Genomic DNA, 14,675 nt, shown 5'->3' on the forward strand with positions numbered 1-14,675 from the left:
GGGTGCCCGCCCGGGGTAACGGGCGAACCGCCGGTTTCTGTCGGACCCCTTCGCTACGGTGGCCGCTCCGGCACTGGGGAGGGTGGACATGGCTCACTTCGGCGTGCTCGGGCCGCTCGCCGTCGAGGGGCCGCCGGGGCACTGGGTCACGCTGCGCGGCGACCGGCAGCGCACCCTGCTGGCCGTGCTGCTGCTCAACGCCAACCAGCACGTCCACGTCGACGTGCTGGTCGAAGCGCTGTGGCCGGAGCGGCCGCCGAAGTCGTACGCGTCGAACCTGCACACCTACCTCTCGCGGCTGCGCGAGCGGATCGACGGCCTGCGCGTCGACCACGGGCCGCCGGGCTACCGGCTGCGCGTCGAGCCGGACGAGCTCGACCTGCTCGTCTTCCGGGCCGCGGTCGCGGACGGGCGGCGGGCCGGGGACGCCGTCGCCGCGTCGCGGCACTACCGGCGGGCGCTCGCGCAGTGGCGGGGGCCGGTGCTGGCCGGGCTGCACGTCCCGCGGCTCGACGCCGACGTCGCGCGGCTGGAGTCCGAGCGGCTCGCGGTGTTCGAGGACTGCGTCGACGCCGAGCTCACCGCGGGGCGCCACGGCGAGCTGACCGGCGAGCTGCAGGCCATGATCACCGAGCACCCGCTGCGCGAACGGCTGGCCGCGCAGCTGATGATCGCGCTGCACCGGGCCGGGCGGCAGAGCGACTCCCTGGAGATCTACCGGCGGCTGCGGACGACGTTGATCGACGAGCTGGGCGTCGAACCGGGCGCCGAAGCCCGCCGCGTGCACGCCGCCGTCCTGCGCGGCGAGGACCCGGTGCCGCGGATGCCGCCGCCGGTCTGGCCGGTGTGCCAGCTGCCGCCGGACATCGCGGACTTCACCGGCCGCGACGCGGAACTGGCCGAGCTGACCGGCGTGCTGGGCAGCGACACCGGCGTCCCGGTGGCCGTGCTCAGCGGTGAACCGGGCGCTGGCAAGAGCACCCTCGCCGTCCGGGCCGCGCACCGGCTGCGGTCCCGGTTCCCCGATGGTCAGCTGTACGTGCCGCTGGGGCGTGACGTCGGCGAGGTGCTGGCAGACCTGCTGCGCGCGCTCGGCGTCCCCGGCCCGGCGGTGCCGGACGACGTGCGCGCCCGTGCGGCGGTGTTCCGCGGCCGGCTCGCCGACCGGCGGGTGCTGGTGGTGCTCGACGACGCCGTCGACCCCGAGCACGTCCGCGCCCTGCTGCCGGGCACGCCGGGCTGCGCGGTGCTCGTGACGAGCCGGCAGCGGCTGAGCGGGCTGGCCGGCGCGCACCGGCTGGCGCTCGGCCCGCTGTCCGACACAGAGGCCGCCGAGCTGCTGAACCGCCTGGCCGGGGCGCGGGTGACGCGCGAGCGCGCGGACGCGGGGCGGATCATCGCGGCGTGCGCGCGGCTGCCGCTGGCGCTGCGGATCGCGGGCAGCAGGCTGGCCATCCGCCCGCACCTGCGGCTGGGCGAGCTGGCCGACCGGCTGGAGGACGAGGTCCGCCGCCTCGACGAGCTGACTGTGAGCGACCTGGCCGTCCGCAGCAGCATCGCGCTGAGCCACGAAGGGCTGCGGCCCCCGGCGCGGCGCGCGTTCGGGCTGCTGGGGCGGTGCCGGCTGGTCGACCTGCCGGCGTGGGCGGTCGCGACGCTCGTCGGCACGCCGGACGCCGACGAAGCGGTCGAAGAGCTCGTCGAAGCGAGCCTGCTGGAGACGCGCGGACCGGACGCGACGGGCGAAGGCCGGTACCGGATGCACGACCTCGTCCGGCTGTACGCGGCAGAGGGGCCGGCGGACGAGGGTGGCGCATCGACGGTGCTGGCGGCAACCCTCGCCTTGGCCGACGCCGCCGCGGCCCGGTTGCCGCGCACGGTGCCGATGCCGGCGGTGGCGCACGAGCCGTTCGCGCAGCCGTTGCCGGACGCTCTGGTGTCGCGGCTGCTGGCGCGTCCGGAGGAGTGGTTCGCGGCCGAGCGCGCGAACCTGGTGCGGCTGATCGGCTCGCTGGGAGCGCGGGAAGCCTTGCTGCTGCTGGACAAGCTGAGCGTGTACCTCTACTTGCACGGGCACTACGCGGACCTGCGTGCGGCGTACGAAACGGTGCTGGTGGCCGCGGAAGACCGCGCGACGGCGGTGATCGCGGAGGCGAACCTGGCCCTGTTGCGGCACGCGCGCGGCCAGTACTTCGAGGCGGCGTCGGCGTACCGCTCGTGCGCGAAGGAGCTCGAGGCGAGCGGCGACCGGCGGACGCACGCGTGGGTCGCGGCGAACCTGGCGCACTGCCTGATCGGGCTGGGCCGCGCGGAAGAGGCGTTGCAGACGGCCGCCGAAGCTCGCGAACTGTTCACTGTGGACGGTCAGCCGGAGGCGTACCTGGTCCGGGCGGCGGAATCGGCGGCGCTGCTGCGGCTGGGCCGGGTGGCGGACGCGCACGAGGTCGACGGGCTGGCGTTGGCGGCCGCCCGCGAGACGGGCGACGCGCGCCAGATCGGCACGGCGTTGCACGGGTTCGCGTGGTCGTCGCTGCTGACGGGATCGGGCGCGGAGGCGGCGTCGGCGATCGCGGAGTCGGTGGATCTGCTGCGCGGGACGCCGGCGCGTTCGGCGTTGGCGAAGTCGTTGCGGACGCTGGGGGCGATCGCGGCGGCGACAGGTGCTCGTACCCGCGCGACGGCGGCGTTCGAGGAGGCCCGGGCGCTGGCTCGGGACCTCGACGAGCGGCCCCGGGAGCTGTCGTGCACGCGCGCGATAGCGGCCGGTTGGGTCGGCGAAGGGCGTGCAGCAGAGGCGATCCCGGTGTTGCGGGCGTGTCTGGCGGAGTTCGTCGCGATGGGCAGCCGCTCGGCGACGGGGTTGACGTGGCTGGTGCTGTCCCGGGCCTGCGAAGCGACGGGCGACCCGGCATCGGCGGCGGAGGCGGCCGAAGAGGCGGAGAAGCTGGCGGACCCGCGAGACGCGAGCGCGGCGGCGGTGAGGCGGGCGTTGGTGGCGCTGACCGAGCCCGCCTGACAACCGGACCGCGCCGGAGCGGGCGTTGGTGGCCCTGACCGAGCCCGCCTGACAACCCCGCCGCGCCGGAGCAGCCCTCCGGTGAACGCCCCTCGTCGTCACCGAAACGCCCCTCCAGCGCAGCCGAAACGGGGTGGTGCCGCCCCCTCGCGGCACCACCCCAAGCCCACGGACGCCGGGCCCCGCGACCGGCGTCACCCCCAGGGGGCTAGTGACCCTTGCGGGCCTTCGCGTACCGGTTGACCGCCGGCAGCCACGACAGCACCACGGCCACCAGCCCCGTCACCACGACCAGCCACGCCACCGCGCGGATCGCCGCCGTGCCGCCCTCGATGTCCGTCGCCAGGCGAAGCGCCACCCCCGCGTTGGCCAGCGCCGCCAGCGTCAGCAGCACTCGCACCCACGCCGCTCCCCGCAGCGCCAGCAGCCCCCACACCAGCAGCACCACGCCGAAGAAGATGGCCAGCCCGCCGCGGACCTGGAGGGTGCTCTGCACCTCGTCCGCGGCCGCCTGCAGGAGGGCACCGCCGTCGGCCTTCACCGAGTCGGCCGATGCTCCCGTCATCGACGCGATCGTCCGCGCCGAGACGTCCAGCGCCATGTCTCGGCCGCCCACGAAGTACAAGACCCCGTCGACGATCGCCGCCAGCGCCGACAGCACGGCCACCCCCACCAGCGCCAGCAGCGCTCCGGGCCGGGACGGCGCCACGACCGGGGCAGGCTGAGGAAGCCCGGTCGCGGCATCGGGATAAGAAGTCACCAGCTCGTTCTCCTCGAAAATCGCGCGTTGGGGCGGAACAACCACCCCTACGAGCGATAGTGGAGAAGAGCACCACACGGAACGCACACAGAAGTGCGTCAGTCCTCGCAGGTTCCCGCGGTCGCCCGGAACAGCTGCGCGCGCTCGCCGCCCAGCGGGCGGACGTGCACCGGCGGGTCCGCCGCCGGCAGCCACACCGACTGACCCCGCCGCAGCTCGACCTTCTCACCGTCGTCGGCCGTCACCAGCAGGTCGCCCGCCGTGCACAGCAGGATCTGCGGGCCCACGCTGTCGACCGAGATCTCGTCGTCCTGGCCCGGCGCCCACTCGACACGCGACAGCTCGAACTCCGGCGCGTCCGTCCGGTACACCGAAAGCCGGTCGCCGCCGTCGCCGCACTGGATCGGCATCTCGCCGCACGCGAAGTCGACCACGCGCAGCAGCTCCGGCACGTCCACGTGCTTCGGCGTCAGCCCGCACCGCAGGATGTTGTCCGAGTTCGCCAGGATCTCCACGGCCGTGCCGTGCAGGTAGAGGTGCAGGTTGCCGGCCGGCAGGTAGATCGCCTCGCCCGCGCGCAGCGTCAGCCGGTTCAGCAGCAACGCCGCCAGCACGCCCGCGTCCCGCGGGTGCGCCTCGCCGAGCTCCAGGATCGTCCGGCACTCGACCGCGAACTCGCCGTGCTCCTGGACGTGCCGGACGCACGCGTCGAGCACCTCCGGCAGCAGCGAGTCCAGCGACGCCTGCGGCAGCGTGATCCACGTCGTGAACAGCGCCCGCAGCCCGGACGGGTCCGGCTGCGCCTCGAGCAGCCCGGTGTACTTCGCCAGCCCCGGCGTCTCGATCGCCTTCAGCAGCTTCACCGTGCGGTCCGGCTCGCGGAACCCGGCCAGCGCGTGGAACTCCGTCAGCGCGCAGACGAGCTCCGGCTTCGCCGTCGGGTCCGGGTAGTTGCGGTTCGCCGCGTCGCGCGGGATGCCCAGCCGCTCCTCGCGGGCGTGCCCCTCCGCGGCCTGCGCCGCCGACGGGTGCGCCTGCATCGACAGCGGCTCCTCGGCCGCGAGGATCTTCAGCAGGAACGGCAGCCGGCCGCCCCACCGCTTCGCGCAGCGTTCACCCAGCTGGCCGAGCGGGTCGGCGTCCACCAGCTCGAGCAGGCTCCGCTCGGTCCCGTCGGGGCCGATGACGTGCGACGGGTCACCCGGGTGGGCACCCATCCACAGCTCGGCCTCGGGGTGCGGCGCGGGTACCGGACGGCCCAGCAGCTCGGGGATCGCCGTCCGCGATCCCCAGGCGTAGGGCCGCACCGCGTTGCGCAGCAGCTCCACTGTCACCTCAACTCCACTCCTTCGGCGCCGGCCGGGGCCGGTGCTCGGCGGGTCTCACGCCGTCGCGGGGGCGAAGCGGCCCGCGCCGCCGATGCTGCCCGCCGCCAGCCCGAGGTAGACCGCCGCCAGTTCGAACCGCAGCGCCAGCACCGCGGCCCGCACGATTTCGTCGGCCTCGATCTCCTCGGCCGGGGCGATGACGTCCGCCCCGGGCAGCAGATCCTCGGCTTGGTAGCGCGCCGCGTCCGTGGCCGGACCGGTTCGCACCGAGAGGAGCAGCACCCGGGTCGGGATGTCACCTGATGGATCGTCCGGATCAGCGAAGATGTCACGCTCCGCGCCACTCGATTGCGCGGCCCGCCGCAACGCGGGACGCGCAAGAGCCTGTCGAAAGTCCTCGACGTCGCACACAGTAGCCGCATGGGCCGCGAACGCGTGCGCAGCGTGCTCGCCGACGGCGACCGCGACCGGGTCCAGCCCCCACAGCAGCGGCACGCGGTCGGCGACCCGCAGCGCGAGCGCCTTGGCCGGGTTCGCGAACGAGTCGCGGGCCAGGTAGTCCTTCTCGGCCTCCAGGTCGAGCTGGTCGGCCAGCGCCTGGACGTCGGAGACCAGCAGGCCCAGCGCGTTCGCGGTGAGCAGCCCGGCGGCCAGGCCGCGCGGGAACGCCAGCTCCGGCGGCACCGGGATCCGCGGCGCGAGCAGCACACCCTTGCCCGCGACGGCGGCCGCCACCGGACCTTCCGCCGGCGCCGAGAGCACCACCGAAGCGCCGTAGCGCGCGGCGCGTTCCAGCGACGCGGCGAGCTCGCGGTCGCCGGGGTCGTCGGTGTGCGCGAAGACGACGTCGAGCGCGCCGATCCAGCTCGGCACCACTTCGGCGACGACGACCGGCACCGGGCACGACGGCGTCAGCAGGGCGGCCAGCAGCCGCGTGAGCGTGCGGCTCACGCCCGGCCGGTCGATCAGCACGACGGCGCGCGGCCGGCCCACGTCGAGCCGCTCGGACAGCTCGAGCTCGGCCGCCAGCTCGGCGGTCGCGCGCACCTGGGCGCCCGCCATCGCGGCGGCCCGGAGCAGCCCCGCGCTGTCGGCCTCGGCCAGCCGCGCGGGGTCGTCGAGCAGCGTGTCGTCAAGCACTGTCGGCATCGGAGTTCCCGTTGTCCCCGGGCACGGTGGCTTCGTCGAGGAGCAGCACCGGGATCCCGTCACGGACCGGGTACACCCGGCCGCATTCGGTGCACGTCAGGGCGTCGGCCTCGGGGTCGCCCGGTGCCCCGGGGCGCAACGGGGCGTGATCCGGCGACGGGCACGCCAGGATCTCGAGGAGCTGGGCGTCGAGCGTGATGGCCATGGTTCCTCCATACCACGCAGAGGGGTGTGGTGAAGGGCACCTTCAGGACACGGTTGGCCCTTCACCGTGGACGGTCAGTTGCGGATGATCGCGAGTACCTCGTCCACCAGCCCCTGCACGGCCTCGGCGTTCGCGGCTTCGACGTTCAGCCGGAGCAGCGGTTCGGTGTTCGACGGGCGCAGGTTGAACCAGGCGCCGCCCGGCAGCTGCACGGTCAGGCCGTCCAGCTCGTCGATCTCGACGCCGGAGCGGGTGCCGAACGCGTCCTTGACGGCCATCATCTTCGCGACCTGGTCGTCGACCGTGGAGTTGATCTCCCCCGAAGCCGCGTAGCGCGAGTACGCGCTGGTCAGGTCGGACAGCGGGCCGGTCTGCTCGCCGAGCGCGGCGAGGACGTGCAGCGCCGCCAGCATGCCGGTGTCGGCGCGCCAGAAGTCGCGGAAGTAGTAGTGCGCGGAGTGCTCGCCGCCGAAGATGGCGCCGGTGCGGGCCATCTCGGCCTTGATGAACGAGTGCCCGACGCGGGTGCGGACCGGCTTGCCGCCGTGTTCGGCGACGATCTCCGGCACGCCCTTGGACGTGATCAGGTTGTGGATGATCGTGCCGCCCTGCTCTCCGTTCAACGCAGCCTTCGCCAGCTCGCGGACGGCGACCAGCGCGGTGATCGCGCTCGGCGAAACCGGCTCGCCGCGCTCGTCGACGATGAAGCAGCGGTCGGCGTCGCCGTCGAAGGCCACACCGGCGTCCGCGCCGACCTCGCGCACCTTCGCCTGCAGGTCGACGATGTTCGCCGGGTCCAGCGGGTTGGCCTCGTGGTTCGGGAAGGAGCCGTCGAGCTCGAAGTACATCGGGACGACCTCGATCGGCAAGCCGTCGAAGACGGTCGGGACGGTGTGCCCGCCCATGCCGTTGCCGGCGTCGACGACGATCTTCAGCGGCCGGCTGCCCGACAGGTCGACGAGGTTGCGCAGGTAAGCGGCGTAGTCGGCGAGGACGTCCCGCTCGCTCACCGTGCCGCGCTGGCCCTCGAAGCCGGGCACGCCCTGCTCGACGGTGTCGCGGATCTCGGCGAGCCCGGTGTCCTGGCCGACCGGCGACGCGCCCGCGCGGCACATCTTGATGCCGTTGTACTTGGCCGGGTTGTGGCTCGCGGTGAACATCGCGCCCGGCAGGTTCAGCGAACCCGAGGCGAAGTACAGCTGGTCGGTGCTGGCCAGCCCGATGCTCACGACGTCGAGGCCCTGCGAGGTGACGCCGTCGGCGAAGGCCGCCGCCAAGCCCGGCGACGAGTCCCGCATGTCGTGCCCGATCACCACCGCCGGCGCTTCCGGCTTGATGAGCAGCGCGAACGCGGCGCCGAAGTCGCGGACGAGGTCCGCGTCGAGCTGCTCGCCGACCACGCCGCGAATGTCGTAGGCCTTCACGATGCCCGAAAGGTCTGGCACGCCGTCTCCCCGCGAATAGTCGTCCCGGCGCCCGCTGCGCCGCGCGGAAAGCCTACCGGCGCCGGAGGTGGGTTACGCGCTCAGGCGCGACCGGGGAGGACCCGCAGGTGGCCGCGGCGCCCGGACGGGCCCTCCGGCTCGGGCGCGGGGGCCGGTTTGCCGGGGCGGCCGGCCTCGCGCACGGCCTCGGCCAGCGCCGTCAGCTCGTCGGCCGACGGGTCCGGCGCGGCGAAGGCGCCTTCGTGCCGGACGACTTCCCAGCCCTTGGGGACGGTCAGCCGGAGCGCGTGGGCTTCGCAGAGGTCGTACGAGTGCGGCTCGGAAGCGGTGGCCAGGGGGCCGACGACGGCGGTGGAGTCGCTGTAGGCATACGTCAGCGTGGCCACAGCCGGCTCGAGGCAGCCGGTACGCGAACACTTCCGTACGTTCCGCACGATCGGAAACGATAGCGCGTCGCCGCAAGCTAGTAGGAGCGACACGCGCTGGGACGCGCCGACCGCATAGACTTCCGGGGTGGCGACGGCTCGTGACTACCGACAGCGGCGGCGTTCGCGACGGGACCGGCACGGCCGGGGCCTGCGCGGGACGCTGTACCCGGCGACCCTGCCCGCCGCCGCGAGCCGCGCGGAGCGGTTCGACGCGCTGGTGCTCGACGCGCTGGAACCGATCGAAGCCCGCTGGCGCCACGAGCTGACGAAGCTGGACGTGGCGGTCGACGACGTGCCCGAGGTCCGCGAGAACGGCCGGGCACCATCCGACGGGGTGCTGCACGACGGCGCGGTGCCGCTGTCGCGCCTGGTCCCGGCGGGCGTGGACCGCACGGGAATGCCGACGCGGGCCCGGATCGTGCTGTACCGGCGGCCGCTGGAGGCAAGGGCGAAGGACCCGTCGGAACTGGCGGACCTGGTGCACGACGTGCTGGTCGAGCAGGTGGCCGGCTACCTCGGCGTGGAACCGGACGTCATCGAAGGCGAGTAGGACGGGTTCCGAGTGGCACCGGGCCGGACGTGGCGGCGGCGGTTGCGAACGGACCACTCGCGCCTTGTCCGCCGGGGCGAACGGACCCACTGCGCCTCTGCCCGCCGACACGAACGCCCTCCAAGCCTGGCGAAAGGTCCACTCGCCCCCAAGGGGCCGGGAGGAACGGGCCGTTCGCAGCGCCCTCACCTCACGGGCGGCGCCGGGCCGGGACCGCCGTCAGCAGCGTGAACAGCACCGCCGCCAGCTGGGCCAGCAGCAGCAGGTTCCGTTCCGTGCCCGGGAACTCGATCGTCACCTCCGACGACGCCGGTGGCACCGACACCCCCACCTGGTGCCCCCACGCCGGCACGATCGGCACGCTCTTGCCGCCCACCGAGGCCTTCCAGCCCGCTTCCTGCTCCGCCGCCAGGACCAGCAGCCGTCCGGTCGGGCCGTCGGACACGCGGACGCGCACGTCCGGCAGCCCCGCCTGGACCGGCGCCACGCCCGGCGCGTTCCCGGGCGCGCCGCCGCCCGTCACCGCCGCCTTGGCCTGCTCCGGCGAGATCAAGATCACCTGTCCGGCCGGCGGGAGCAGGCGCAGCACGCCCCGGCCGTCGGACGTCGGCGCGGCCACCGAGACCAGGTCCTTCGCCAGCGGCGGGTACGCCTGCGGGTCGACGCCCGCCGGGAGGACCACGAACTGCACCCCCGCGGCCGCCGCGGCGGCGAGCGCCCGCTGGACCGCCGCCGCGTCGCCCTGGCCGAGGTCGCGGCGCCACGCCGCCAGCCGGGCCGGGGTGCCGGGCGTCGGCGCGAGGTCGTCGTCGCCGTAGTGGGGCAGGCGGCCGGCGATCTGGCGGGTCGCGTCGGTCGCCAGGTCGAGCACCGACCGGCCGGACGCCGCGAGCTCGGCGGACACCTCCGGCGCGAGTGCGGGCCGTTCGCCGGCGCGAAGCGGCCCCTGGCCGCCGACGACCACCGCGCCCGCCGCGAGCGCGAGGAACACCACGACCCCGGCGACCGCGAACACCTTCGGCAGCCACGACGCCGGCACCCCGGCCGAGCCGCCGCGCTGCCACGACCCGAGCACGACCCACAGCAGCCCGGCGCCGACGATCAGCAGCGGCACGCCCGCGTAGCCGTGCGCGGGTGATCCACCCTGCATCGGCGTCGCCGTCACCAGCCGCACCAGGACCAGCCCGCCCGCGCCCAGCGCGGCCAGCGCGAGACCGCCCGCGGCGAGCTTCGTCGGGCGCACGACGATCGCGATCAGGGCCGCCGCGATCACCGCGACGCCGATCGGCCACGCGCCCGGGCCGCCGGGGTCGAGGCCGGCCAGGTCGGTGCCGGACACCGTCGCCGCCGCGCCGCCGAGCCCCTGCACCAGCAGTTCCGGGTGGCGCAGCAGCACCGTCGGCCACGGCAACAGCAGCGCGAGCGGCAAGAGCACGACGATGCCGACCGACGCGATGCGCCGCGCGAGCCCGGTCGGCGCCGGCAGCACGACGAACCCGACCAGCAGTCCGGCGAGCGCGAGCCCGTGCGCGAGCGGGGAGAAGGCGCCGAGCACCGCCACCCCGATCGCCGACAGCGCGGACACGTGCAGCCAGCGCGTGTCCGCGCGCACGAGCAGCCCGGCGATGCCCGCGGCCACCAGCGGCAACGCGATGTGCACGACGACGACGTCGAGCCGGCCCTGCGCGACGCCGGCGGTCGCGGCGGGCAGCAGCGCGTACGTCGCGGCGATGACCGCGCGGACCCAGCGGCGCACGCGCAGCCGTCGAGTCGCCGCATACGCGCTCAGCGCCGCCAGGGGGATGTCGCCGAGGAGCAGGATCGCGACGAGCGCGGCCGGACCGCCGATCGGCGCGAACACCGCGCCGAGCGTGCCGAGCACCGGCAGCGTCGCCGACGCGGGCGCGCCGGTGCCGCCCGCGACCGCGTGCCACGGCGTCAGGTACGACGACCAGAGCTCGCCCAGCCCGCCGACCGGCAGCAGCTTGCCGCCGAAGAGGTCGAGGCCGAGCCGGGCCCGGTTGACGACCAGGCCCAGCGCCGTCATCACGACGAGCAGCACGACCGGCGGCGCGAAGATCGTCGCCGCGAGCACTCGCCGCCGGTTCACCTCGACGAAGACGATCTCCGGTTCGGTCTCTTCGACGACGGCCTGCGCGTCTTCGGTGTCGACCGCTTCGGGCGCCGGGGTTTCCGGCAGCGCGACCGCGACGAGCGTGCCCGGCTTGCGCAGCCCGTTCCCGCGCGAGCTGAGCCCGCGCAGCGCGCCCGCCGGGAGCGCGTCCGGCCCGACGGGACGGGTCTCGCGCGCGTCGAGCGCCTCCGGGGTCACCCACGCGGACTCGGTTTCGACGGTCTCGGGCACGCGGCCGAGCGCGACGTCTTCCTCGACGCCCCGGCGCACCAGGCCGACGACGCCGGCGCGCACGGCGTTGCGCAAGCGCGTCACGCGTCCGGTGAAGAGCCCGCGAACCGTGCCCGGCCGCGGATTCCGCCGTCGCCGGGCCCGAGCGGCGCGCAATCCGCCGCGTCCACTGAGGAGGTACGTCGCCGCGGCGAACTCGGCGCGGGCTTCGCCGGTGCGGCGCAGCAGGACGAAGGCGAGCGCGCGCAGCAGGGAGAGCAGCGGGAGCCGGATCATGCCCAGCCAGAAGGAAAACGGCGAGCAGTTCACGAGGAACACGCGCAGCCCGTGGGCGCGGTTCGCGGCGGCGAGCGGGGTGGCGACGGCGTCGGCCGCGCGTTGCCCGGTGGTGACGGCGCGCGCGTGCCGCACCCGCGCGGTCGGCACGGAGAGGACGAGCCCGCCGGCGGCGTTCGCGCGCCAGCCGAAGTCGAGATCCTCGCGCAGCAACGGGAATTCGGGGTCGAAGCCGCCCAGGTCGTCCCAGGCGTCGCGGCGCACGAGCGAGCCGGCGCTGGGCACGGCGAGCACCTCGGCGGGTTCGTCGCCGAGCGCGGCGATCTGCTGGCGGTGGCCGGAGGCGTCGGTGGACAGGCCGGCTTCGACGATCAGCCGCGGGTCGGTCCAGTCGAGGCCGAGCGAGCCGAGCACGGTCGCCGACGGGGTTTTGGTGGCGACGCGCAGGAGTTCGTCGAGGCAGTCGGGCTCGGGGGCGCAGTCGTCGTGGAGCAGCCACAGCCAGGATCCGGGGTCGCCCCAGCGCTCGGTGGCGTGCGCGACGGCTTCGGCGACCGCGGCGGCGAAGCCGGTATCGCTCGAAAGAGTGATGACCCCGGAGAGCACAGGCGCGGAATCCGGCCCGGGATCGGCGGCCGCTTCGGCGAGCAGCCGCGGGGTGGCGTCGGTGGACCCGGTGTCGACGGCGAGCACGTGCCGCGGCCGGACGGTGCTGCGGCGCAACGAAGAAAGCGCCAGCGGTAGCCAGTTTTCGCCGTTGTGACAGACCACAATGGCCAGAACGGGCGCGGTGCGCAGGACGGGCGGCGCGGCGGTGCGGGGCAACGAACACTCCGGATCAGGCGGCGGATCGGTGCGGCCACCCTACGGCCCCGGTTCGTCACCCGGTGGTGAACCCACGCCGTGTTCACCTCGTGGAATCACCGGTGACGCCACGCATCACCGGTGACTCCCCCTCTAGATCGCGCGTTTCTTCAGCTTGCGGCGCTCCCGCTCGGACAGACCGCCCCAGATGCCGAAGCGCTCGTCGTGGGCCAGCGCGTACTCAAGGCACTCGTCCTTGACCTCGCAGCCCAGGCAGATCCGCTTGGCTTCACGGGTGGAGCCGCCCTTCTCGGGGAAGAACGCCTCCGGGTCCGTCTGCGCGCACAGAGCGCGTTCCTGCCAATCCTGCTCTTCTTCGGTGGCATCGATGAGCTCGGTGAGATCTCCCAGAGCCTGCTCCGGGATCTCGCCCCAACTCATGACGTGCCCCCATTCCTTCCCATCGGCTTCCAACCGCACGTCCGCCTCCTCGCTCCCTAGCACTCCCCAGGCTGGCGGTGGTGAAACGACACTCGCCGTCCCCTCTAGGCGGCGAATGACATCACTGTGATTACACCCGTGTAGTGCGGTCAGGTCAAGCGGAGTAGCGAGTTCGGGGGACGTTCGGGCCCGATCGCGCAAGGGGACACGCCGGTAACTTCACACCGGGCATACGGAAGACTGGAAGCGTGCAGAAGTCAGCAGTGCGTCCCAGCCCGGTCTTCCTCGGCATCCTCGCGCTCACCGTCGCCGGCGGTGCGATGGCGGCGTTCGGGGACATCAACACGGTTTTCGTCCGCGACCGCGATCCGCTGCTCATCGCCGGCGTCGTGATCTTCGTCGCCGCCGGCTGGGTGGCGTCGCTGTCGCTGCACGAGTTCGGGCACGCGATGGTCGCCTACCGCGGTGGTGACTACAGCGTCGCCCACAAGGGTTACCTCACGCTGGACGTGCGGAAGTACACCGACCCGGTCCTGTCGATCGTCCTGCCGCTGATCTTCCTGATCATCGGCGGCATCCCGCTCCCGGGCGGCGCGGTGTGGATCAACCGGGGCGCGCTGCGCAACCGCGCGACGTCGTCGTGGGTGTCGCTGGCCGGGCCGCTGAGCAACCTCGCGGTGGGCGCGGCGCTGGCCTTGGTGGTGTCGCTGGTCCCGATGGCGGGCGGCCTGGTGATCGCGATGTCCTACCTGGCGCTGCTGCAGATCGTGACGTTCATCCTGAACATCCTCCCGATCCCGGGCCTCGACGGCTGGGGCGCGATCGAGCCGTACCTCCCCGCACAGGCGCGCGAACTCGGAGCGAAGGTGCGGCCGTGGGCGCCGATCATCCTGTTCGCGATCCTGTGGTTCTTCAAGCCGGCGAACACAGCGCTGTGGCAGGGGGCGTACGCGATCTTCGGCTCCTTCGGCGGCTATGTGGACGGTGCGCAGATCGGGTTCAGCGTGTTCCAGTTCTGGAACTGAGGTTCGCGCCGGGCACCGGGCGCGGAAGGTCACCGCGCGGCGGCGCGTGCTCGCTCAGCCAGCCGTGCGCGCTCTGCCACGCCTGCCGCAGCCCGGAGCGCTCGCCGAGGTAGTCCCCCGCCATGCCGACGACCGGCAGCTTGCCGATCGCCCGGTGCAGCAATCGCCCGCGGGGCCGCTTCTCCAGCTCTTCGGTGATCCCGCGTAAGCCGCGGCCCAGCCGCCAGAGCGTGCTCGCGGCGGCCTTGACCGTCGCCTTGCCGTGCTTCGTCTCGGACGCGGTGAGCTCTTCGGTCAGCCGGGCCGCTTCGTGCGCCTCCGCTGCTTCGTCGTGGCCCGCGGCGAGTCCGGGGGCGATGTCGCGGTGGAACAGCACCCACGCGATCAGCCGGACTCGCGTGCCGACGTCGGTGGTGCCGTACTCACCCGCGACGGCGCAGAGCAGCAGCCCCTGCGACGCCGCCCCGAGCGTGTCCTGCACCGGCACCTGGTCAGCGAGCGCCCCGCCGAGACCGGGGATCGCCGTCAGCAGGGCCGCGAACCGGCCGACGCGGTTCATCCACCAGCTCGACCGGTCGTGCGCGGACATCCGGGTCCACGCTTCCGTGCCGGGCACCTTCGCCGACGCCACGCCGCTGATCAGCTTCGCCTTCAGGCCGGACTCGACTCCGGCCAGGTCGTCCGCCGCGCGCGCCTGCACGCCGAACGGATCGGAGTCCCGCAGCGCGTCGAGCACCGGCCCGCACGCCAGTACGAACGGCCGCAACACGGCCACGATTCGCCCGTCGGAGATCGTCACGTCATGGGTCCTTCCGCCGCCGGATCCGGCGCCGGTGCGCCAGGCGTGGACCGGAGTCGGCGCCGGGCCGGGCCTTGTTACGGC

Annotated in this window: 12 protein-coding genes; 3 read left to right on the forward strand and 9 right to left on the reverse strand. The window is 74.0% G+C overall.

The features are described from left to right. Positions 1-88 precede the first annotated feature (88 nt). On the forward strand, positions 89-3,016 hold the full coding sequence (locus ACZ7OH_RS04035; RefSeq protein WP_470279474.1) for an AfsR/SARP family transcriptional regulator: 2,928 nt from the start codon (positions 89-91) through the stop codon (positions 3,014-3,016). A 208-nt stretch (positions 3,017-3,224) separates the two neighbouring features. Here ACZ7OH_RS04035 and ACZ7OH_RS04040 read toward each other — a convergent pair whose 3' ends face one another. The 6 genes from ACZ7OH_RS04040 to ACZ7OH_RS04065 all read right to left on the reverse strand — a co-directional run bounded on the left by ACZ7OH_RS04040 (position 3,225) and on the right by ACZ7OH_RS04065 (position 8,337). Beyond that, positions 3,225-3,776, reverse strand: coding sequence for a hypothetical protein (locus tag ACZ7OH_RS04040; RefSeq protein WP_470279475.1), 552 nt, complete (start codon positions 3,774-3,776; stop codon positions 3,225-3,227). A 98-nt stretch (positions 3,777-3,874) separates the two neighbouring features. Beyond that, positions 3,875-5,104: a mannose-6-phosphate isomerase, class I gene (gene manA / locus ACZ7OH_RS04045; RefSeq protein WP_470279587.1), complete on the reverse strand. Its 1,230-nt coding sequence runs from the start codon at positions 5,102-5,104 to the stop codon at positions 3,875-3,877. A gap of 54 nt (positions 5,105-5,158) precedes the next feature. Further along, positions 5,159-6,253 carry a serine/threonine-protein kinase gene (locus ACZ7OH_RS04050; protein WP_470279476.1) on the reverse strand — a complete coding sequence of 365 codons (1,095 nt, stop codon included), beginning with the start codon at positions 6,251-6,253 and terminating at the stop codon, positions 5,159-5,161. Next, positions 6,237-6,458 carry a Trm112 family protein gene (locus tag ACZ7OH_RS04055; RefSeq protein WP_400894602.1) on the reverse strand — a complete coding sequence of 74 codons (222 nt, stop codon included), beginning with the start codon at positions 6,456-6,458 and terminating at the stop codon, positions 6,237-6,239. The genes ACZ7OH_RS04050 and ACZ7OH_RS04055 overlap by 17 nt, the downstream gene beginning before the upstream one ends. A gap of 74 nt (positions 6,459-6,532) precedes the next feature. After that, a complete protein-coding gene (locus ACZ7OH_RS04060; RefSeq protein WP_470279477.1) occupies positions 6,533-7,903 on the reverse strand; it encodes a phosphomannomutase/phosphoglucomutase in 1,371 nt (456 codons plus the stop codon). 80 nt (positions 7,904-7,983) lie between these two features. After that, complete coding sequence (locus tag ACZ7OH_RS04065) at positions 7,984-8,337, reverse strand: DUF3499 domain-containing protein (protein ID WP_086677666.1); 354 nt, start codon at positions 8,335-8,337, stop codon at positions 7,984-7,986. A 79-nt stretch (positions 8,338-8,416) separates the two neighbouring features. On the opposite strand from ACZ7OH_RS04065, the gene ACZ7OH_RS04070 reads away from it, so the two are divergent. Continuing rightward, entirely contained in the window at positions 8,417-8,881 is a 465-nt protein-coding gene (locus ACZ7OH_RS04070) for a metallopeptidase family protein (RefSeq protein ID WP_167379605.1), read from the forward strand. A 190-nt stretch (positions 8,882-9,071) separates the two neighbouring features. Here the strand turns inward: ACZ7OH_RS04070 and ACZ7OH_RS04075 are convergent, their stop codons facing one another. Both ACZ7OH_RS04075 and ACZ7OH_RS04080 read right to left on the reverse strand, forming a co-directional pair. Next, the gene (locus ACZ7OH_RS04075; protein ID WP_470279478.1) at positions 9,072-12,347 is read right to left on the reverse strand and encodes a glycosyltransferase; all 3,276 of its coding nucleotides are present in this window, start codon (positions 12,345-12,347) and stop codon (positions 9,072-9,074) included. Positions 12,348-12,479: 132 nt separating this feature from the next. Continuing rightward, positions 12,480-12,767, reverse strand: coding sequence for a WhiB family transcriptional regulator (locus ACZ7OH_RS04080; protein WP_167379630.1), 288 nt, complete (start codon positions 12,765-12,767; stop codon positions 12,480-12,482). A gap of 263 nt (positions 12,768-13,030) precedes the next feature. Here ACZ7OH_RS04080 and ACZ7OH_RS04085 point away from each other — a divergent pair, with 263 nt between their 5' ends. Next, entirely contained in the window at positions 13,031-13,792 is a 762-nt protein-coding gene (locus ACZ7OH_RS04085) for a site-2 protease family protein (protein WP_470279588.1), read from the forward strand. Here ACZ7OH_RS04085 and ACZ7OH_RS04090 read toward each other — a convergent pair. After that, complete coding sequence (locus ACZ7OH_RS04090) at positions 13,767-14,591, reverse strand: hypothetical protein (RefSeq protein ID WP_470279479.1); 825 nt, start codon at positions 14,589-14,591, stop codon at positions 13,767-13,769. The two genes, ACZ7OH_RS04085 and ACZ7OH_RS04090, sit on opposite strands and share 26 nt — an antisense overlap. Positions 14,592-14,675: the final 84 nt, after the last annotated feature.

The organism is Amycolatopsis sp. NPDC114478 (assembly GCF_055633805.1).

Coding starts and splice junctions, on each gene's coding strand:
- ACZ7OH_RS04050 (WP_470279476.1), bottom strand. CDS start 6,253: ATGCCGACAGTGCTTGACGACACGCTGCTCGACGACCCCGCGCGGCTG.
- ACZ7OH_RS04035 (WP_470279474.1), top strand. CDS start 89: ATGGCTCACTTCGGCGTGCTCGGGCCGCTCGCCGTCGAGGGGCCGCCG.
- ACZ7OH_RS04080 (WP_167379630.1), bottom strand. CDS start 12,767: ATGAGTTGGGGCGAGATCCCGGAGCAGGCTCTGGGAGATCTCACCGAG.
- ACZ7OH_RS04055 (WP_400894602.1), bottom strand. CDS start 6,458: ATGGCCATCACGCTCGACGCCCAGCTCCTCGAGATCCTGGCGTGCCCG.